At 73.1% G+C, this 18193-nt stretch carries 15 protein-coding genes; 7 read left to right on the top strand and 8 right to left on the bottom strand.

The features are described from left to right. Positions 1 to 123: 123 nt before the first annotated feature. From JSY13_RS11135 to aztD, 5 genes are all read left to right on the top strand, one after another. Positions 124 to 537: a PRC-barrel domain-containing protein gene (locus JSY13_RS11135; protein WP_259606726.1), complete on the top strand. Its 414-nt coding sequence runs from the start codon at positions 124 to 126 to the stop codon at positions 535 to 537. Between the two features lie 54 nt (positions 538 to 591). Then, positions 592 to 1449 (top strand): alpha/beta fold hydrolase, encoded by an 858-nt coding sequence (locus tag JSY13_RS11130; protein WP_259606725.1) that lies wholly within the window; start codon positions 592 to 594, stop codon positions 1447 to 1449. Positions 1450 to 1459: 10 nt separating this feature from the next. Then, a complete protein-coding gene (gene lplAB / locus JSY13_RS11125; RefSeq protein ID WP_259606724.1) occupies positions 1460 to 2509 on the top strand; it encodes a lipoate-protein ligase LplAB in 1050 nt (349 codons plus the stop codon). Further along, positions 2488 to 3435, top strand: coding sequence for a DNA-methyltransferase (locus JSY13_RS11120; RefSeq protein WP_259606722.1), 948 nt, complete (start codon positions 2488 to 2490; stop codon positions 3433 to 3435). Before lplAB ends, JSY13_RS11120 begins: the two co-directional genes overlap by 22 nt. 107 nt (positions 3436 to 3542) lie before the next feature. Next, positions 3543 to 4760: a zinc metallochaperone AztD gene (gene aztD, locus JSY13_RS11115; protein WP_259606721.1), complete on the top strand. Its 1218-nt coding sequence runs from the start codon at positions 3543 to 3545 to the stop codon at positions 4758 to 4760. Between the two features lie 17 nt (positions 4761 to 4777). Here aztD and JSY13_RS11110 read toward each other — a convergent pair whose 3' ends face one another. Further along, positions 4778 to 5671: a LysR family transcriptional regulator gene (locus JSY13_RS11110; RefSeq protein WP_259606720.1), complete on the bottom strand. Its 894-nt coding sequence runs from the start codon at positions 5669 to 5671 to the stop codon at positions 4778 to 4780. A gap of 282 nt (positions 5672 to 5953) precedes the next feature. On the opposite strand from JSY13_RS11110, the gene JSY13_RS11105 reads away from it, so the two are divergent. Further along, entirely contained in the window at positions 5954 to 9409 is a 3456-nt protein-coding gene (locus tag JSY13_RS11105) for a bifunctional proline dehydrogenase/L-glutamate gamma-semialdehyde dehydrogenase (RefSeq protein ID WP_259606719.1), read from the top strand. Between the two features lie 23 nt (positions 9410 to 9432). On the opposite strand, the gene JSY13_RS11100 is transcribed toward JSY13_RS11105, so the two are convergent. The 7 genes from JSY13_RS11100 to galT form a co-directional block, all read right to left on the bottom strand. After that, complete coding sequence (locus tag JSY13_RS11100) at positions 9433 to 10884, bottom strand: carboxylesterase/lipase family protein (RefSeq protein ID WP_259606718.1); 1452 nt, start codon at positions 10882 to 10884, stop codon at positions 9433 to 9435. Positions 10885 to 10970: 86 nt separating this feature from the next. Next, positions 10971 to 12371, bottom strand: coding sequence for an NAD(P)/FAD-dependent oxidoreductase (locus tag JSY13_RS11095; protein ID WP_259606717.1), 1401 nt, complete (start codon positions 12369 to 12371; stop codon positions 10971 to 10973). Between the two features lie 40 nt (positions 12372 to 12411). Continuing rightward, the gene (locus JSY13_RS11090; RefSeq protein WP_259606716.1) at positions 12412 to 12879 is read right to left on the bottom strand and encodes an Lrp/AsnC family transcriptional regulator; all 468 of its coding nucleotides are present in this window, start codon (positions 12877 to 12879) and stop codon (positions 12412 to 12414) included. Between the two features lie 97 nt (positions 12880 to 12976). Then, positions 12977 to 13342 (bottom strand): GNAT family N-acetyltransferase, encoded by a 366-nt coding sequence (locus JSY13_RS11085; protein WP_259606715.1) that lies wholly within the window; start codon positions 13340 to 13342, stop codon positions 12977 to 12979. A 7-nt stretch (positions 13343 to 13349) separates the two neighbouring features. Next, on the bottom strand, positions 13350 to 14327 hold the full coding sequence (galE, locus tag JSY13_RS11080; RefSeq protein ID WP_259606714.1) for a UDP-glucose 4-epimerase GalE: 978 nt from the start codon (positions 14325 to 14327) through the stop codon (positions 13350 to 13352). A gap of 50 nt (positions 14328 to 14377) precedes the next feature. Next, the gene (gene galK / locus JSY13_RS11075; RefSeq protein WP_259606713.1) at positions 14378 to 15616 is read right to left on the bottom strand and encodes a galactokinase; all 1239 of its coding nucleotides are present in this window, start codon (positions 15614 to 15616) and stop codon (positions 14378 to 14380) included. Further along, positions 15613 to 16803 (bottom strand): galactose-1-phosphate uridylyltransferase, encoded by a 1191-nt coding sequence (gene galT, locus JSY13_RS11070; RefSeq protein ID WP_259608205.1) that lies wholly within the window; start codon positions 16801 to 16803, stop codon positions 15613 to 15615. Before galT ends, galK begins: the two co-directional genes overlap by 4 nt. Before the next feature lie 88 nt (positions 16804 to 16891). On the opposite strand from galT, the gene JSY13_RS11065 reads away from it, so the two are divergent. Beyond that, positions 16892 to 17917, top strand: a complete 1026-nt coding sequence (locus tag JSY13_RS11065; RefSeq protein WP_259606712.1) for a LacI family DNA-binding transcriptional regulator — start codon at positions 16892 to 16894, stop codon at positions 17915 to 17917. Positions 17918 to 18193: the final 276 nt, after the last annotated feature.

Here is an 18193-nt window from a genome sequence, read left to right as displayed (position 1 = left end):
AAGTATGCGCCTCGGGCGACCGTCGCGCCAGCCCATGGCGAAGGCGGCGGCGCGGGGGCACGCTGAACGTGCGGGCGGACGGTCGCGCCCGGCGTCCGCCCCGCACCCATGGAAGGAGCGAGCATGGACACCCCGCAGCACGAACTGGTGAGCCTCGCGGACAGCGACCGCACGGTCGCCGAGGAGGACGACATCCGCGGCCGGACGGTGAGGGACCCCGACGGCGAGGAGATCGGGAAGGTGGAGGATCTGCTCGTCGACACCGAAGAGAACAAGGTGCGGTTCCTCGTGGTCGCCTCCGGCGGATTCCTCGGGCTCGGCGAGCACCGGTCGTACATCCCCGTCGACGCCGTCACCGGCATCCGCGACGACGAGGTGCGCATCGACCAGAGCCGGGAACGGCTCGCCGGGGCACCCGGCTACGACCCGGAGCTGATCAACGACCGCGAATACAACGAGGGCGTCTTCGGCTACTACGGGTACACCCCGTTCTGGGCGGCCGGATACGTGTACCCCGCGTACCCGTACCTGCCCTGACGTCCGGCGTCACGGCGCACGGGAGCGCGCAGGCGCCCTCGTAGACTCGTCGGCATGACGCGCACAGCGGAGTTCACCGACGCGTACGGCATCGCGATCGTCTACGACGTGCACGAGGCGCAGGAGCCCGCCCGCGGCGTCGTGCAGCTGCTGCACGGTGTGGGCGAGCACGCCGGACGGTACCCGAAGCTCATCGAGGCGCTCACCGGCGCCGGATTCCACGTGTACGCCGACGACCACCGCGGACACGGCCGCACCGGCATCCGTCAGCACGGCGGGCCGGAACGGCTCGGCCGGCTCGGCAAGGGCGGACTGCGCGCCGCAGTCGATGCGGTGTGGCGGCTGACGGAGATCATCCGCGCCGAGCACCCCGACCTCCCGCTCGTGCTGCTCGGGCACTCCTGGGGGTCGTTCCTCGCGCAGAAGCTCCTCAACCGGCATCCGGAGGCCTACGACGCGGTCATCCTCTCCGGCTCCGCGCTGCTCACCCCGACCGACCTGAACCCGCTGCCGCTGAACGCGCGGTGGAAGGCGCCCGATGCCACCGGCTTCGAATGGCTCTCCCGCGATCCCGAGGTGTGGCGGGCCTTCGCAGATGACCCGCTCACGACCGACGTGCCCCTGTTGAAGCTCTTCGGCCCGGTCGAGGCGGCGCGGCTCTACGGCGTGCCGCGCCGCGACCTCGGCAGGGACATCCCGGTGCTGCTGCTCGTGGGCCGCGACGACCCGGTCGGCGGGCCCCGCAGCGTGCACCGGCTCGCGCACGCGTATCGCACGCGCTCAGGGCTCACGGATGTCACGACGCTCGTCTATCCGGATGCCCGGCACGAGCTGTTCAACGAGACGAACCAGGAGGAGGTCCGCGCGGACGTCCTCGCCTGGCTCGACCGCCGCTTCCCGCCTCGCGCCTAAGCTGGACTGCGTGCACGGAGAGTACAAGGTCCCAGGCGGAAAGCTCGTCGTCGTCGACCTCGAGGTCGAGAACGGCCTGATCCGGGACTTCCGCCTCGCCGGGGATTTCTTCCTCGAGCCGGACACGGCCCTCGACGACATCAACACCGCGGTGACGGGGATGCCGGCCGAGGCCGATGTCGCCACGATCGCGGCCGCCGTCCGCCGGGCGCTCCCCGACGGCGCACAGCTGCTCGGCTTCTCCCCGGAGGCGGTCGGCACCGCGGTACGCCGCGCCCTCGTCACCGCCCCGGGCTGGCGCGACTTCGACTGGGAGATCGTGCACGAGCACGCCGTCTCGCCGCGGATGAACCTCGCCCTCGACGAGGTGCTCACCGCACGCGTCGGCGAGGGCCGGCGTCGCCCCACGCTGCGGATCTGGGAGTGGAACGAGTCCGCGGTCGTGATCGGCTCGTTCCAGTCCTACCGCAACGAGGTCGACCCCGAGGGCGCCGCCCGGCACGGCTTCGACGTGGTGCGCCGGATCTCCGGCGGCGGGGCGATGCTCATGGCGGCCGGGCAGATCATCACGTACTCGCTGTACGTGCCGGCATCCCTCGTGCAGGGCATGACCTTCGCCGACTCGTACGCGTACCTCGACGACTGGGTGCTGCAGGCGCTGCGCTCCGTCGGGATCGAGGCGACCTACCAGCCGCTGAACGACATCGCCAGCCCGACCGGCAAGATCGGCGGCGCTGCGCAGAAGCGCCTGGCCAACGGCGGCGTGCTGCACCACGCCACCCTGTCGTACGACATCGACGGTCAGATGATGACCGAGGTGCTGCGCATCGGCCGGGAGAAGCTCAGCGACAAGGGCACCGTCTCTGCCGCCAAGCGCGTCGACCCGCTGCGCAGCCAGACCGGTCTGCCGCGCGCAGAGATCATCGAGCGCTTCAAGGACACCTTCCGCTCCCTCACCGGCGCCGAGGACGGCACGATCACACCCGACGAGTACGCCGACGCCGAGGCGCTCGTCGCATCGAAGTTCGCGACCGAGGCATGGCTGCATCGCGTGCCGTGATCGCCGCCGATGAGGGGGCGGACCCTTCGACGGGCTCAGGGTCCGAGACGGGCTCAGGGGCCGCGCCGGGGGCCGTCGAGGTCATTCAGGGCGACAGCCTCGAGGTCGCCCGCACGCTGCCCTCGGCATCGTTCACCCTGGTCTACCTCGACCCGCCGTTCAACACCGGCCGCGCCCAGCAGCGCCAGGTGATCACCTCCCGCCGCCCGGCCCAGGATGCGCCGGCTGACGGCGGGAGCGAGCGCGAGGTGCGTCACGGCTTCCACGGGCATGCGTACGAGCGCGTGCGCGGGATGCTGCGCCAGTACGACGACCGGTTCGACGACTACGGCGCCTTCCTGATGCCGCGCCTCGAGGAGGCCTGGCGGCTCCTCGCCGCCGACGGCACCCTCTACCTGCACCTCGACTATCGCGAGGCCCATTACGCCAAGGTCATGCTCGACGCTGTGTTCGGTCGCGACGCCTTCCTGAACGAGATCATCTGGGCCTACGACTACGGCGCCAAGTCGCGCCGGCGCTGGCCGACCAAGCACGACACGATCCTGGTCTACGTGAAGACCCCCGGCGGGCACGTGTTCAACGCCGACGACATCGACCGCGAGCCGTACATGGCCCCCGGCCTCGTCACGCCCGAGAAGGCGGCGCGAGGCAAGCTGCCCACGGATGTCTGGTGGCACACGATCGTGCCGACCACCGGCCGGGAGAAGACCGGCTATCCGACGCAGAAGCCCGAGGGCATCCTGCGCCGCATCGTGCAGGCATCCAGCCGTCCGGGCGACCGCGTGCTCGACCTGTTCGCCGGCTCCGGCACGACCGGCGCCGTGGCATCCGCCCTCGGCCGCGACGCGGTGCTCGTCGACCACAGCCCCGAGGCCATCCGCGTGATGCGGAAGCGGATGCCGCACGCGGTCATCCGCACCGCCTGAACCGCCGCGCACGGCGATCCGCACCGCCTGACCCGCCGCGAGCCGCCGCGCCCGGCCGGCCCGCGAGCGAGGGCCCCGCCGTTGTCGTTCCCCTTCGCATCCCCGCGATGAAAATGAGAACACGCCAGTCGACAGCGGCCGGGCGCGCGCTGCGTGCCGCCGCGGCCGCCGGCATCGCAGCCGTCCTGCTGTCGGGATGCGCCGCGCCGTCCGGCGCCGCAGACACCGATGCCGCAGACACCGACACCGACGCCGCCGCGGCGGGTGACGGCCCACGCGTCGCCATCGCCTACGAGGGCGGTGTGCTCGTCGTGGACGGCGAGACGCTCGAAGTGATCGCGGACCTGCCCTCGGAGGAGTTCGTGCGGCTGAATCCCGCCGGCGACGACCGGCACGTCGTCGTCACCACGTCGAAGGGCTTCCAGTTCCTCGACATGGATGCCGCCGAGCTCACCGACCTCGTGGTCCCGGCCGAGGCGGCCGCGCACGTGGTGCGCCACGCCGGCCGCACAGTGCTCTACGACGACGCCACCAGCGACACGACGATCTTCGACACCGCCGAGCTCGCCGAGATGGACGGCACACTGCCCGCGGCGGAGGTCGTCCCGGGCGTGGAGGCGCACCACGGTGTGTCCGTCGTCCTCGAGGACGGCACGCTCGTGACCACCGTCGGCGACGCCACGGCCCGCACCGGCATCCGCGCGACGGATGCCGAGGGTGCCGAGATCGCGGCGAACGCCGACTGCCCCGGTGTGCACGGCGAGGGCGCGGCGAAGGACGAGGCGCTCGTCTTCGGATGCGAGAACGGCGTGCTCGTGTACGACGACGGCGAGATCACGAAGCTGACCTCTCCGGACGCGTACGGCCGGATCGGCAACGCGTACGCCTCCGAGGACAGCCCGCTCGTGGTGATGGACTACAACGACGACCCTGATGCCGAGGGCTACCTGCTCTCGGACATCGTCCTCGTCGACACCGAGGCGAAGACCCTGCAGAAGGTGGCTCTGCCGGACGGCGTCGAGTACACCTGGCGCGGCGTCGTGCGCGGTCCGTCCGGCGATGCGCTGATGATCGGCTCTGACGGCTGGCTGCACGTGATCGACCCGGCGACCGGCGCGGTGACGGCCTCGCACGACGCGATCGAGGCCTGGGAGGGACCGGCCGAGTGGCAGCAGCCGCATCCGGCCATCGCCGTCGCCGGCGATGTGGTGTACGTGACCGACGCCGCGAACCGTGAGATCGTCGCCCTCGACGCCGCCGGCGGCGAGGAGATCGCCCGCGCGGGCCTGCCCGAGACGCCGAACGAGATCGCGGTCGTCGAGTAAGCGCGCGCCCCGGTGGGTCAGCCCGCGGGGTCGCGGTGGGATGCCAGCGCCTCGGCCAGCGCCGAACGCACCGCGCGGATGCCGCCGGCCTCGCGGGCCACGGTGCGCACCGCCGTGAACACCTCGCGGACCGGTTCGCCCGGGAGCGGGGCGAGCGTCACCTCCGGGCGGCGGTCGCCCCAGATCAGGTCGGGCAGCATCCCGACCGCGTGACCGGCCGCGACGAGCCGGACGTGCGCGGTGAGGTCGGTGGCCTCGAACCGCACGTCCGGCTCGAAACCCGCAGCCCGGCACTGCTGCACGGCCCACTGCCGTGCCGCGGTGCCGGGCGGCTCCATCACCCAGGCGCGGTCGCGGAGCGCGGCCAGGGGCTGCGGCTCCTCGGCCGGCGGCAGCACCAGCCGGATCGGGTCCTCGCCGAGCAGCTCGTGCTTCACGCCCTCGCGCCGCTCCCGGGTGTGCCCCGGATACTGCTCCGCGATGACGAGGTCGAAGCGGCGGGCGGCGAGCTCGAACAGGCCGTCCTCCGGCGCGAGCTCGGCCACCTCGACGCGCAGTGCGGGCATCCGTTCGGCGAGGAGCGTCAGCGCGGCGGGCACGATCGTCTGCGCGGCCGTCGGCATCGCCGCCATCCGCACCGGCTCCAGGCCGCCGTGCGCGGACAGCGCCGCCCGTGCCGCCTCGTCGAGCTCGAGTGCCCGCGCCGCGTGCGCGGCCAGCTGCCGGCCGTGCGCGGTCAGGCGCACCCGCCGGCCGTCCGGCTCGAGCAGGGGAACGCCGGCCTCGCGCTCCAGGATCGCCAGCTGCTGCGACACCGTGGACGGGCTGTAGGACAGGTTCGCGGCCACCTCGGCGATGGTGCCGCGGAGTGCCAGCTCGTGCAGCATCCGCAGTCGTCGGAGTTCGAACATCGGTCTCTCTCATCTCCCCCGTCCCTCCTCCTCCCTCCTCCTCCCTCTCCCTCCTCCTTTTCCCCGGGTTTGGGGCGGATTCTCGCGTTTGGGGCGGTGCAGCACCGCCCCAAACGCAGAAATCCGCCCCAAACCCGAAGTGACGTGAAGGGGAGGGTGCCGGGAGGACGGATGCCGGGATGGGAGGACAGGGTGGGGGGTCGGGATTGGGTGGGGTTTTCGAACATTATCCATTGGGAATCGTCGCTTTTCCTGGAAGGTCGGCGGCGGCATCCTGGATGCATGACCATCGCCGCCGCATCCGCGTACACCCCCTCCGCGGACCTCGCCGACCTCGCCGACGACGCCGTCGCGCTCGTGCGCCGCTGGCTCGTGGAGAGCCGCGACGTCCCCGTGGACGCCGCCGCCCAGCGCCTCGCCGGCGTGCTCCGCGACCCGAACGGCCTCGACTTCACCGTCGGCTTCGTGGACGGCGTCGTGCGTCCCGAGGACACCAGGGTCGCCGCCCGCAAGCTGCGCGAGCTCGTGCCGCTCACACCGAAGTTCCTGCCCGCGCCGCTGCGCGGCGCGATCGCCCTCGGCGGCGCCCTCGCACCTGTCCTCCCCGGCATCGTGGTGCCGATCAGCCGCCGGGTGCTGCGACAGATGGTGCGCCACCTCATCGTCGACGCGCGCGACGCGAAGCTCGGCGCCGCGATCCGCAGCATCCGCGAGAAGCAGGACGTGCGCCTGAACATCAACCTCCTCGGCGAGGCGATCCTCGGCCAGGAGGAGGCGGCGCGCCGCCTGGAGGGCACCCGGCGCCTGCTCCAGCGCAACGACGTCGACTACGTCTCGATCAAGGTGTCCTCGACCGTCGCCCCGCACAGCCCGTGGGCGTTCGACGACGCCGTCGCGCACGCCGCCGAGGCTCTCCTGCCGCTGTACCGCATCGCGCTCCGCGGCCGGAAGTTCATCAACCTCGACATGGAGGAGTACAAGGACCTCGACCTCACCATCGCGGTCTTCACCAGCATCCTCGACCGCCCCGAGTTCCAGAGCCTCGAGGCGGGCATCGTGCTGCAGGCCTATCTGCCCGACGCGCTCGGCGCCATGATCCGGCTGCAGGAGTGGGCCGCCGCCCGCGTCGCCGCCGGCGGCGCGCCGATCAAGGTGCGCGTCGTGAAGGGCGCCAACCTGCCGATGGAGACCGTCGACGCCGAATCGCACGGCTGGCCGCTGGCCACCTGGTCGACCAAGCAGGAGTCCGACTCCTCCTACAAGGCGGTGCTCGACTACGCGCTGCGCCCCGAGCACGTGAAGAACGTGCGCATCGGCGTCGCCGGGCACAACCTCTTCGACATCGCCCTCGCCTGGCTGCTGGCGAAGAAGCGCGGGATCGCCGGCGCCGCCGACCGGGCTGTCGAGTTCGAGATGCTGCTCGGCATGGCGTCCGCGCAGGCGACCGTCGTCAAGCGCACCGTCGGATCGCTGCTGCTCTACACGCCGGTCGTGCACCCGGACGAGTTCGACGTCGCGATCGCCTACCTGATCCGTCGTCTCGAGGAGGGCGCCTCGCAGGAGAACTTCATGTCGGCAGTGTTCGACCTCGACAGCGATCCGGCCCTGTTCGAGCGCGAGAAGGAGCGGTTCCTGGCATCCGTCCGCACCATCCCGGCCGAGGTGCCGGCCCCGAACCGGGTGCAGAACCGGCAGCTTCCCGCGGCACCGGCCCCGCGCGAGGGCTTCGCGAACACGCCCGACACCGACCCGAGCCTCGCCCCGAACCGGGAGTGGGCCGACGGCATCCGCGCCCGCATGAAGGACTCCACCCTCGGCGACGACACCGTCGCCGCGAACACGCTCCGCGAGGCCGCGCAGGTGGACGCCGCGATCGCCAGGGCCGTCGCGGCGGGTGAGGCCTGGCGCGCGCTGGGTGCCGAGGGGCGCGCCGAGATCCTGCACCGGGCCGGCGACGTGCTCGAGGCGCGCCGCGCCGACCTGCTCGAGGTGATGGGTTCCGAGGCCGGCAAGGTCATCGAGCAGGGCGACCCCGAGGTGTCCGAGGCGATCGACTTCGCGCACTACTACGCCGAGAGCGCGAAGATGCTGGCGCACGTCGACGGGGCGGCGATGCGCCCCGTCGGGCTCACCGTGGTCACCCCGCCGTGGAACTTCCCGGTCGCGATCCCGGCCGGATCGGTGCTGTCGGCGCTGGCCACCGGCTCCCCGGTGATCATCAAGCCCGCCCGCCAGGCGCGCCGCTCCGGCGCCGTCATGGTCGAGGCGCTGTGGGAGGCCGGCGTGCCGCGCGAGGTGCTGCAGTACGTGCAGCTCGAAGGTCGCGAGCTCGGCCGGCAACTGGTCAGCGACCCGGCCGTGGAGCGCGTGATCCTCACCGGCGGCTACGAGACCGCCGAGCTGTTCCGCGGCTTCCGGGCCGACCTGCCGCTGCTGGCAGAGACCAGCGGCAAGAACGCCATCATCGTCACCCCGTCGGCCGACCTCGATCTCGCCGCGAAGGACGTCGCCTACTCGGCCTTCGGCCACGCCGGCCAGAAGTGCTCCGCCGCGTCGCTGGTGATCCTCGTCGGCTCGGTCGCGACCTCGGAACGGTTCCGCCGTCAGCTCCTCGACGCCGTCACCTCGTACCCGGTCGGCGAGCCGAGTGACGGCACCAGCCGGATCGGGCCGCTGATCGGGCCGGCCGAGGGCAAGCTGCTCGGCGCCTTGACCACCCTGCACGCGGGGGAGTCCTGGCTGCTCGAGCCGCAGAAGCTCGACGACGCCGGTCAGCTGTGGCTGCCGGGCATCCGCGACGGTGTGAAGCGCGGCAGCGAGTTCCACAAGGTCGAGTACTTCGGCCCTGTGCTCGGGATCATGACCGCCGAGACGCTCGACGAGGCGATCGACATCGTCAACGAGATCGACTACGGCCTCACCTCCGGTCTGCACGCGCTGGACGAGGAGGAGATCCAGCGCTGGCTCGCCCGCGTCGAGGCGGGGAACGTGTACGTCAACCGCGGCACCACCGGGGCGATCGTGCAGCGCCAGCCGTTCGGCGGCTGGAAGAAGGCCGCGGTCGGCGCCGGGGCCAAGGCCGGCGGCCCGAACTACCTCGTCGGCCTCGCCGACTGGGAGGACGCGCCGGTCACCGCCGACCGCGCCCTGGACGCGCTCGCCGAGAGCGCGCTCTCGGCCGGCGTCGACGAGGCGGATGCGGCGTGGCTGCGCGGTGCTCTGGCGACCGACATCGCCGCCTGGGAGGACGAGTTCGGCGTCGTGCGCGACGCGACCGGGCTGGTCACCGAGCAGAACGCGCTGCGCTACCAGGCGGTGCCGGTCACGGTGCGGTTCGAGGGCGGCCGCGTCGCCGAGCTCGTCCGCGTCGTCGCCGCGGGCCTGCGGACCCGTGCGCACGTCACGGTCAGCGTCCGCGAGCCGCTGCCCGCGCCCACGCTCGCCTGGCTCGGCCGCCACGGCGTCGCGGTGGTCACGGAGGACGCCGCCGCGTGGGCGGCGCACGCCGGTCGACTCGCCGCCGCCGACGGCCGGGTGCGTCTCATCGGCGCCCCCGCGACCGAGACCGCGCAGGCCGTGAAGGGGGCGCCGAGCCTGGCCATCTACGCCAACCCGGTGGTGTCCGCCGGGCGGATCGAGATGCTCCCCTTCGTGCGCGAGCAGGCCGTCTCGGTCACCGCGCACCGCTTCGGCACCCCGCACCGCCACGAGATCCCGCGGCTCGAGCCGGTGCGCTGAGTCGCCGGCGAGGGGCCGGGCCCTCAGACCAGCGGCACCGCCCCGTCGTACGCCGTCGACGACACCTCCGGGCCCTCGTCGGCGCCGAACACCCGGGCCGTGCCGGGGCTGCTCGCCCAGGCCGGCCAGCCCGGGTCGTGCTGCCTGACGAAGGCCGCGGCGGCGCCGTGCATCTCGTCCGCGACGCGCTGCGGCGGGCGGCGGCCGGCGATCGGCGCGACCCGGGGCCCGTGCAGCACGTCCCACCAGAACGGCACGTCCAGGCAGTGGCACGACCAGCCCAGCGTCGGCGACACCCACGCGAACCGGTACACCCAGGTCGGGGCGTCCCGCCGCGCCTCCGCGACCGCGACCACCAGCGAGCGGAACACCTCGTCGGCGACGTAGCGGCCCAGCGTGCCCACGGCGTTGCGCCGCAGCGCCCGATTCGACCGCCGCCAGCTGCGTCGCCGCCCGGCGTCCCGCTCCACGATCCGCAGCAGCAGGTGCCGGGGCAGCCGGCGCAGCACCCGCGGGGCGGTCTCGATCGCCGTGGTGAACTCGTCGTCGGTCGCGCCCAGCAGCAGCGGCTTGTCGGCGCCGACGCCGTCGCGGAAGGAGTCGACCGTCGGCTGCGGGATGAGCTCCCCGTCGATGACCGGACCCCACGGCAGCCCGTCGCGCAGCGCCGCCAGGGTGGCGGCGAGCCCCCGCTTGCCGAGCAGCGACGCCTGGTACTGCCGTCGGGTGAGCTCGCGCTCGGTCGCCCCGCGGAAGCCGTCCAGCGTCGGCTCCACGCCGACCATCTCGGCGAGGCGGATGCTGCGCTGCCGCGCCAGGTCGCGGGGGATGTCGGCGATCGCCCCGGAGAAGGACATCACGGCGCCGAACAGGTGCTGCGCGGCCGGCATCCCGAGCAGGGCGAGCACCGCCCCGCCGCCGGCGGAGTGCCCGCCGATCGTGACGCGGTCGGGACTGCCGCCGAAGGCGGCGATGTTGCGCTGCACCCACTCCAGGGCCGCGATCCAGTCACGCACGCCGCGGTTGTCGGGGGCCCCGTCGATGACGCCGAAGCCGTCGAAGCCGAGCCGGTAGGACAGAGTGACCACGACCACCCCGTCCCGGGTGAACGTGCCGCCGTCGTACCACGGGCTCGCAGCCGACCCCGCCGAGAAGCCGCCGCCGTGGATCCACACCAGCACCGGCCGGCCGCCGTCGTCGGCCGCCGGGGTGAACACGTTCAGGTTGAGCGTCTCCGCGCCGGGGATGCTCGGCTCGGGGATGAGGGCGTTCGGCTCCTCGCGGCGCTGCGGGGTGGGCCCGTACCGGGTGGCGTCCCGCACCTGGGTCCACGGCCGCACCGGCTGCGGCGCGAGGAAGCGGCGCTCGCCGGTGGGCGGCGCGGCGTACGGGATGCCCAGGAACGCGACGTCGTGATCCCGGCGGATGCCGCGCACCGGCCCCTCACGCGTCTCGACGACCGGCCCCTCGCTCATCTCCCCTCCCACGCCCAGTATCCCGCGGCCGGCGACGGCCCGGATGACGCTTGCGCCGGCGGCCCGGTTATGGCACTCCGCGGCGCTCAGGAGTCGAAGCCCATCCCGACCGCATCCAGGGTCTTCAGGAAGAGGTTGCGGCGGCCCTCGTTGTGGTCCGCGCGATCCATCGAGGCGCGGACGAGATTGATGCCGATCGCCGCGGCCGGTTCGGGAGGGAACGGGATCGGCCGCGTGCGCACCATCTCGAACTCGGTGCGCTCGGTCTCAAGGCCCGACAGCCGGTCGAGCATCACGTCCGCCGCGAAGCGGGTGGCGCTGACGCCGAGCCCGGTGAAGCCGGCCGCGTAGGCGACGCGGCCGGCGCGGGCCAGACCGAAGAAGGCGCAGAACCGGCTGCAGGTGTCGATCGCGCCGGCCCAGCGGTGGCTGAACTGCAGACCCTCCAGCTGCGGGAAGGTCGCGAAGAAGTGCGCAGCCAGCCGGCGGAAGCTCTCCGGCCGGTCCTCGTACGCCGCCCGCACCCGCCCGCCGAAGTGGTAGATCGCGTCGTACCCGCCGAACAGGATGCGGCCGTCGGCGGTGAGCCGGTAATAGTGGAACTGGTTCGCGCTGTCGGCGATCCCCTGCCGGTTCCGCCAGCCGATGGCGCTCAGCTGTGCTGCCGTGAGCGGCTCGGTCATCAGCACATGGTCGTAGACGGGCACGGTCATCAGCCGGTTGCGCCGGAGCAGCGACGGGAACACGTTCGTGGCGAGCGCGACGTGGTCCGCCACGACCCGGCCGCCACCGTCGATGGCGAGCGTCTGGGTCCCCCGGCCGCTGATGCCCGTGACCCGGCTGCCCTCGTGGATCTCCACGCCGAGCTCGGCGGCCACGCGCGCCAGCTCGACCGCGAGCTTGCCCGGATGCACCATGGCGCACGCCGCCGGGTTCCAGGATCCGGCGAGGTAGGTGGGGGAGTGCACCTCGGCGCGGACCGCCTCCTGGTCGAGGAAATGGCCCTCCTCCCGCATCCACTCCACCTGGTGCGGCTCGGTGGCGACGTGCATCTCGCCGGTGCGCTCCCAGTCGACGTCCATGTCGTACCGGGCGACGGTCTCCTCGATCTCGCCCAGGTTGCGCATCCCGAGCTCGTCGAGCCGGTCGATCTCGCCCGGCCAGCGGCGCCGGCCGTTCTCGCGTCCGTGGGTGAGGCTGGCCGCGCAGAAGCCCCCGTTGCGGCCGGACGCCGCCCATCCGATGCGGGCGGCTTCGAGCAGCAGCACGCGCCGGTCGGGGTCGCGCTCCCTCGCCCGCACGGCGGTCCACAGGCCCGCGTACCCGCCGCCGACGACGGCGAGGTCGGTGCGCACGGTGCCGCGCACCGGCGGATGCTGCGGACGTTCGACGTCCTCGAGCCAGAACACGCCGCGGCGGGCGCCGCTGAGCGCGTGGTCGACGACGGCGTCGTCCGGGCGCCGTCGTTCGAAGACGGTGGTTCCCATGATCACTTCGATGTGAGGGGCGGATGCGGGGGCGACGGCGTCAGCGTGTGCCCCAGTTGTAGAAGTCCTTGTGCAGGCCGGCGTAGAGGAAGCATTCGGTGTGCGAGACGCCGGGGATCGCGCGCACTCGGGTGGCGACCAGCGACAGCAGGTCCTCGTCGGTCTCGCACACCGCCTCCGCCAGGATGTCGAAGGAGCCGAGCGTGACGACGACGTACGCGATCTCCGTGATCTGCGAGAGCGCCTCGGCCGCCTCCCGCGGATCGCCGTCGACGCGGATGCCGATCATCGCCATGCGGGAGAACCCGAGCTGCCGCGGGTCGGTCACCGCGACGATCTGCATGATGCCCGCCTCGGTGAGCCGTTGCACCCGCTGCCGCACCGCCGCCTCGCTGAGCCCGACGGCACGGCCGATGTCGGCGTACGGACGTCGCCCGTCCTCCTGGAGCAGTTCGATGATCCGCTTGGAGACGTCGTCCAGGACCGCGTGCTTCGGCTTCTCGGTCATGCGACGATCTTGACAGTGTGTACGGCGATTTGCAACTGATTTCGTAGAAATCTGTGCCGAAAGCTTCCGATTTCGCGGCAGCAGGTGGTCGGCGGTGTCAGCGGAAGCGCTTCACGTGGCGGCGCTCGTGCAGCACGAGTCCTGGCCGCTCCTCGACCTTGGTCGCGCCGTCGGCGATCCAGCCGTTCCGCTCGTAGAACCGGGCGGCGCCGATGCTGGCCCAGCCGACGATCGAGCCGTCGCGCTCGGCGACGAGTGTGAGCGAGTTCGGCCTCGGGTCGCGCAGGATCGCGTCCCAGCCGTTCTCGCGCTGCTCGACCGACAGCCCGTCCAGCACGTCCTGCGGCATCAGCCCCCGGTACGCCTCCTGCCACGCCCGCACGTGCACCACAGCGATCCCCGGCGCATCCCCGCGTACGGCCTGCCGCACCCGCACATCGCGCACCAGCTGTCCCGCCCCCACAGATCCGTCAGCCGGCGCTGCGCCGCGCCTCCCAGCCCGTCTGCACCATCTCGTCCACCGAGTACCGCATCTTCCAGTCGAGGTCCCGCGCCGCCAGCTCGCCGGACGCCACGATCCGGTCCGGGTCGCCGGGCCGGCGCGGCCCGATCACGGGGGTGAAGTCGATGCCGGTCACCCGGGCCATGGCATCCATGATCTGCTTCACGCTGAGGCCGTCTCCGGAGCCGAGGTTGTAGGCGGGTTCGATCGGCTCGCCGGCGGTGAGCCGCTGGGCGGCGGCGACGTGCGCGGCGGCGATGTCGCCGACGTGCACGTAGTCGCGGACGTTGGTGCCGTCCGGGGTGTCGTAGTCGTCGCCGTTGATCCGCGGGGTGTCCCCGGCCAGCAGGGCCTCGAACACGATCGGGAACAGGTTGTGCGGGCTGACGTCGTACACGGTCGGGTCGGCGGAGCCGACCACGTTGAAGTACCGCAGCGAGGTGTGCCGCAGCGGCTTGTCGCTCTCGGCCGTCGCGATGCCCTGGTCGCGCAGCAGCCATTCGCCGATCAGCTTCGACTCGCCGTACGGGCTGGCGGGCCGCTTCGGGGTGTCCTCGGTGACCTGGTCGACGTCCGGGGTGCCGTAGACGGCGGCGCTGGACGAGAACACGATCCGGTCGACGCCGGCGGCCTCCATCGCCTCGAGCACGATGCGGGTGCCCTCGACGTTCTGCGCGTAGGTGTGCAGGGGCCGCTGCACCGAGACCCCGGCGTACTTGAAGCCGGCGACGTGGATCACGCCCTCCACGTCGTGCTCGCGCAGGGCGCGCTCCATCAGCTCGCGGTCGAGGATGCTGCCCTCGACGAGCGGAACGTCGGCGGGGACGAAGGACGCCCGGCCGCTGGAGAGGTCGTCGAGGACGACCGGGGCGATGCCCGCCGATGCCAGCGCGCGCACCACGTGCGCTCCGATGTAGCCGGCGCCGCCGGTGACAAGCCAGGACATGGGACTCCTTCCGTCGCGCTCGTGCGCACCGTCCATTCTGTCAGGCGGTCTCAGATGTCCCGGCGCGGCCCCTCGGACGGGGCGACGGTGAACTGGTGCGGTGCGGTGAAGCCGGATGCCGCGAAGGCGGCCGCCACGGCATCCGTCACCCGCTCCACGGCGTCGCGCTCGACGAGCGCGATCGCCGCGCCGCCGAAGCCCCCGCCGGTCATCCGGGCCCCGAGCGCACCGGCCGCGAGCGCCGACTCGACGGCCGTGTCGAGCTCGGGCACGGAGATCTCGAAGTCGTCGCGCATGGATGCGTGGGACGCGGTGAGCAGGTCGCCGATCGCGCGGGGGCCGTGTGTGCGGAGGGCTGCGACGGTGTCGAGCACCCGCTGGTTCTCGGTGACGACGTGGCGCACCCGGCGGAACGTCACGTCGTCCATGAGCTCCGCCGCGCGCGGCAGGTCGTCGACGGTCGCGTCGCGCAGCGAGCGGATGCCGAGCAGTGCGGCGCCCCGCTCGCAGGCTTCGCGGCGCTCGCGGTACCCGCCGCTGGAATGCGAGTGCGTGACGCGGGTGTCGATCACGAGCACCTCCAGCCCCTCGGCGGCGAAGCCGGTCGGGATGGACCTGGTCTCCAGGGAGCGGCAGTCGAGGAAGGTGGCGGCGTCGGCGCGGCCGAGCATCGAGGCCATCTGGTCCATGATGCCGGTGGGGGCGCCCACGGCCTCGTTCTCGGCGCGTCGCCCAGCGCGGGCGAGCGCGACGGGATCCAGCCTGAGCGCCCACAGCTCGTTCAGCGCGACGGCGACGGCGCCCTCGATCGCGGCCGACGAGGAGAGCCCGGCGCCCACCGGCACGTCGGAGGAGATCGCGATGTCGACGCCCGGCAGTGCGGACCCTGCGCGGGCGTCCACTGCATGCCGCAGCGCCCACGCGACCCCGAGCGGGTACGCCGCCCACGCCGGAACCGCCGGAACCTGAGCCTCTCCCGGGCCTTGAGCCTCTCCCGGGCCTTGAGCCTCTCCCGGGCCCTGAGCTCGGCGAAGGGTCACCGGGAACAGCGCGTCCAGTTCGTCGAGCCCGACCTCCACGGGCTCCGCGGCGAAGGTCGAGGCGACCCGGATCCGGCCGTCCTCCCGCATCCGCACGGCCGCCGACGTCCGGTGCGGGATGGCGAAGGGCAGCACGAAACCCTCGTTGTAGTCGGTGTGCTCGCCGATGAGGTTCACCCGCCCCGGCGCCGACCAGACGCCGGCCGGGGCGCGGCCGGTGATCCGGCGGAACAGGTCCTGGGCGTTCATCGGGTCTCCTCCGTGACGGATGCGATCGCGGCGCGCAGCCGCTCGGCGGTGTCCTCGGGCAGGATCTCCGCGGTCCACGCGCCCATCGCCGCCTCCGAGCCGGCCAGGAACTTCATCTTGTCCGCCGCCCGGCGCGGGCTGGTCAGCTCCAGCCGCATCCGCACCGTGTCGCGGCCGGTGTGCACGGGCGCCTGGTGCCACGCCGCGATATACGGGGTCGGCGTGGGGTACAGAGCGTCCACGCCGCGCAGCAGGCGCAGGTAGAGCGGGGCGAGCTCGTCGCGCTCCTCCCCGCTGAGGGCGGCGAAGTCGGGCGCGTGCCGGTGCGGCAGCAGGTGCACCTCGAGGGGCCAGCGCGCGGCGAACGGCACGTAAGCGGTCCAGTGCTCGCCCTGCAGCACCACCCGGTCGGATGCCTGCTCGAAGGCGAGGACGCGCGCGAACAGGTCGGGTGCGGAGCGGTCGATGCTGTCCAGCAGCCGGGTGGTGCGGGGGGTGATGTAGGGGTAGGCGTAGATCTGGCCGTGCGGATGCGGCAGGGTGACGCCGATGGCCTCGCCGCGGTTCTCGAACGGGAAGACCTGCGCGATGCCGGGGAGCGCGGAGAGCGCGGCGGTGCGGTCGGCCCAGGCCTCGATGACGGTGCGCGCGCGGGTGACGGTCTGGGTGCCGAACGAGCCCTCGTGCTCGGGGCTGAAGCAGACCACCTCGCACCGCCCGACGCTGGTGCGGGTGCGCCCGAGGCCGAGGTGCGCGAGGTCGTCGAGCCCGCGCGGCGGATCGGATGCCGCCGGCGCGCCGCCGGTCGCCTCGGCGAGGGCGGGGCCGAACGCGGGGGAGCGGTTTTCGAACACCGCGACGTCGTAGTGCGACGGGATCTCGGACGGGTTGACGTCGGTCTGCGGGGCGAGCGGGTCGGCGTCCGCGCCGGGCAGCATGACCCGGTTCTGGCGCTGGGTGGCGTAGGTGATCCAGTCGCCGGTGAGCACGTCCTGCCGCATCGTCGCCGTCTGCGGGCGGGCGTCGAGGGTGCGCCGGTCGATCCGCCGTTCCGGCCCGAGAGCGGTGTCGGGATCGTCGTAGTAGAAGAGCTCGCGGCCGTCGGCGAGCCGCGTCGCCCGCTTCACCACGCCGGCGGTCAGGGTCTCGGCGCGCTGCTCGGCGCGCTGCTCGGCGGACTGGTCCATGTTCACGTCAACACGGTAGCCCTCCGCCGTGCTAACGTCAACACAGCGGGAGACGGCGACGGATCGTGCGGCGGAGGGGAGGAGCGTGATGGTGAGTGACGGGCGCCGGGTGTCGATGGCGCAGGTGGCGGCGCGCGCCGGGGTGTCCGGGCAGACGGTGTCGCGGGTCGTGAACGGCAGCCCGCGGGTGGATCCCGCCACGCGGGCCCGGGTCGAGGAGGCCATGGCTGAGCTGGGCTACCGCCCGCACCGCGCCGCCCGCGCGCTGCGCACCGGCCGCTCGCACACCATCGGGCTGGTGGTCACGACGCTCGCGACGGTCGGCAACTCGCGGACGCTGCAGGGGGTCGCCGAGACCGCCGCCGAGCGCGGCTACGCCCTCACCGTGGTCACCGCGGGCCCGACGGCGGCCGCGATCGACGGGGCCTTCGACACGCTCCGAGACCAGGGCGTCGACGGCCTGATCGTCCTGAACGAGGCATCCGCTCTCCTCGACCGCGACCGCGTCCCCGGCGATCTCCGCCTCGTCGTCATCGATGCGCCGCACGGCTCGCCCTTCCGGTCGGTGCAGAGCGACCACGCCGACGGCGCCGCCGCCGCGACCGGACGGCTGCTCGCTCTCGGGCATCCGTCGGTCGACCACCTCGCCGGCCCCGAAGGGTCCTACGCCGCCGCCGAGCGCGAGCGCGGCTGGCGCGAGACCCTCGAGCGCGCCGGCATCCCGGCGCCGCCCGTCGTGCGCGGGGACTGGTCGGCCGACAGCGGGTACGCCGCCGCATCCGCCCTCGCCACCGCCGGCGCGGTCTTCTGCGCCAACGACCAGATGGCGCTCGGCCTGATCCGCGGCCTCACCGAGAGCGGCCGCCGCGTGCCCGAGGACGTCAGCGTGGTCGGCTTCGACGACGTGCCGGACGCCGCCAACTACCGGCCGCCGCTCACCACGGTGCGCCAGGACTTCACCGCGCTCGCCCGCACCGCCGTCGCCGCGCTGGTCGCCGACATCGAGGCGGCGCCCGCGCCCGCGGCATCCGTCATCCCCACCGAGCTGGTGCTCCGAGAATCGGCGGCCGCCGCGTCCTTCGGCGCCGCCGTCTCCCCGCACCCGCCCCGCTAGGCTCGCGCTATGAGTCCCCGAGAGGCGGGGGGCCGGATCCGGAAGGGCCCCCCACGCTGCATGAGGTCGCGCGTGCGGCCGGCGTCTCCCTGGCCACCGCGCGCGGCACCTCCGCGGTGATCGCGCTGCTCGTCGCCGACATCGCCGACCCGTATTTCGGTCTCATCGCCTCCGGGGTCGCACGTGGCGCCGACGAGCAGGGCCTGATCGTCACGATCGCTATCACTGAGCGCGACCCCGAGCGGGAGGCCCGCATCCTCCGGGCGCTGCGCGGTC

The organism is Microbacterium neungamense, assembly GCF_024971095.1.
GTDB classification, from domain to species: domain Bacteria; phylum Actinomycetota; class Actinomycetes; order Actinomycetales; family Microbacteriaceae; genus Microbacterium; species Microbacterium neungamense.
Note: the sequence above shows the minus strand (reverse complement) of the source record. Positions and strands in the feature narration are given on the sequence as shown.

Bases quoted from the DNA above. Each gene is read 5' to 3' on its own strand.
- JSY13_RS11135 (WP_259606726.1), top strand. From the start codon at position 124: ATGGACACCCCGCAGCACGAACTGGTGAGCCTCGCGGACAGCGACCGC.
- JSY13_RS11130 (WP_259606725.1), top strand. From the start codon at position 592: ATGACGCGCACAGCGGAGTTCACCGACGCGTACGGCATCGCGATCGTC.
- JSY13_RS11120 (WP_259606722.1), top strand. From the start codon at position 2,488: ATGGCTGCATCGCGTGCCGTGATCGCCGCCGATGAGGGGGCGGACCCT.
- aztD (WP_259606721.1), top strand. From the start codon at position 3,543: ATGAAAATGAGAACACGCCAGTCGACAGCGGCCGGGCGCGCGCTGCGT.
- JSY13_RS11110 (WP_259606720.1), bottom strand. From the start codon at position 5,671: ATGTTCGAACTCCGACGACTGCGGATGCTGCACGAGCTGGCACTCCGC.
- JSY13_RS11105 (WP_259606719.1), top strand. From the start codon at position 5,954: ATGACCATCGCCGCCGCATCCGCGTACACCCCCTCCGCGGACCTCGCC.
- JSY13_RS11100 (WP_259606718.1), bottom strand. From the start codon at position 10,884: ATGAGCGAGGGGCCGGTCGTCGAGACGCGTGAGGGGCCGGTGCGCGGC.
- JSY13_RS11095 (WP_259606717.1), bottom strand. From the start codon at position 12,371: ATGGGAACCACCGTCTTCGAACGACGGCGCCCGGACGACGCCGTCGTC.
- JSY13_RS11090 (WP_259606716.1), bottom strand. From the start codon at position 12,879: ATGACCGAGAAGCCGAAGCACGCGGTCCTGGACGACGTCTCCAAGCGG.
- galE (WP_259606714.1), bottom strand. From the start codon at position 14,327: ATGTCCTGGCTTGTCACCGGCGGCGCCGGCTACATCGGAGCGCACGTG.
- galK (WP_259606713.1), bottom strand. From the start codon at position 15,616: ATGAACGCCCAGGACCTGTTCCGCCGGATCACCGGCCGCGCCCCGGCC.
- galT (WP_259608205.1), bottom strand. From the start codon at position 16,803: ATGGACCAGTCCGCCGAGCAGCGCGCCGAGCAGCGCGCCGAGACCCTG.
- JSY13_RS11065 (WP_259606712.1), top strand. From the start codon at position 16,892: ATGGTGAGTGACGGGCGCCGGGTGTCGATGGCGCAGGTGGCGGCGCGC.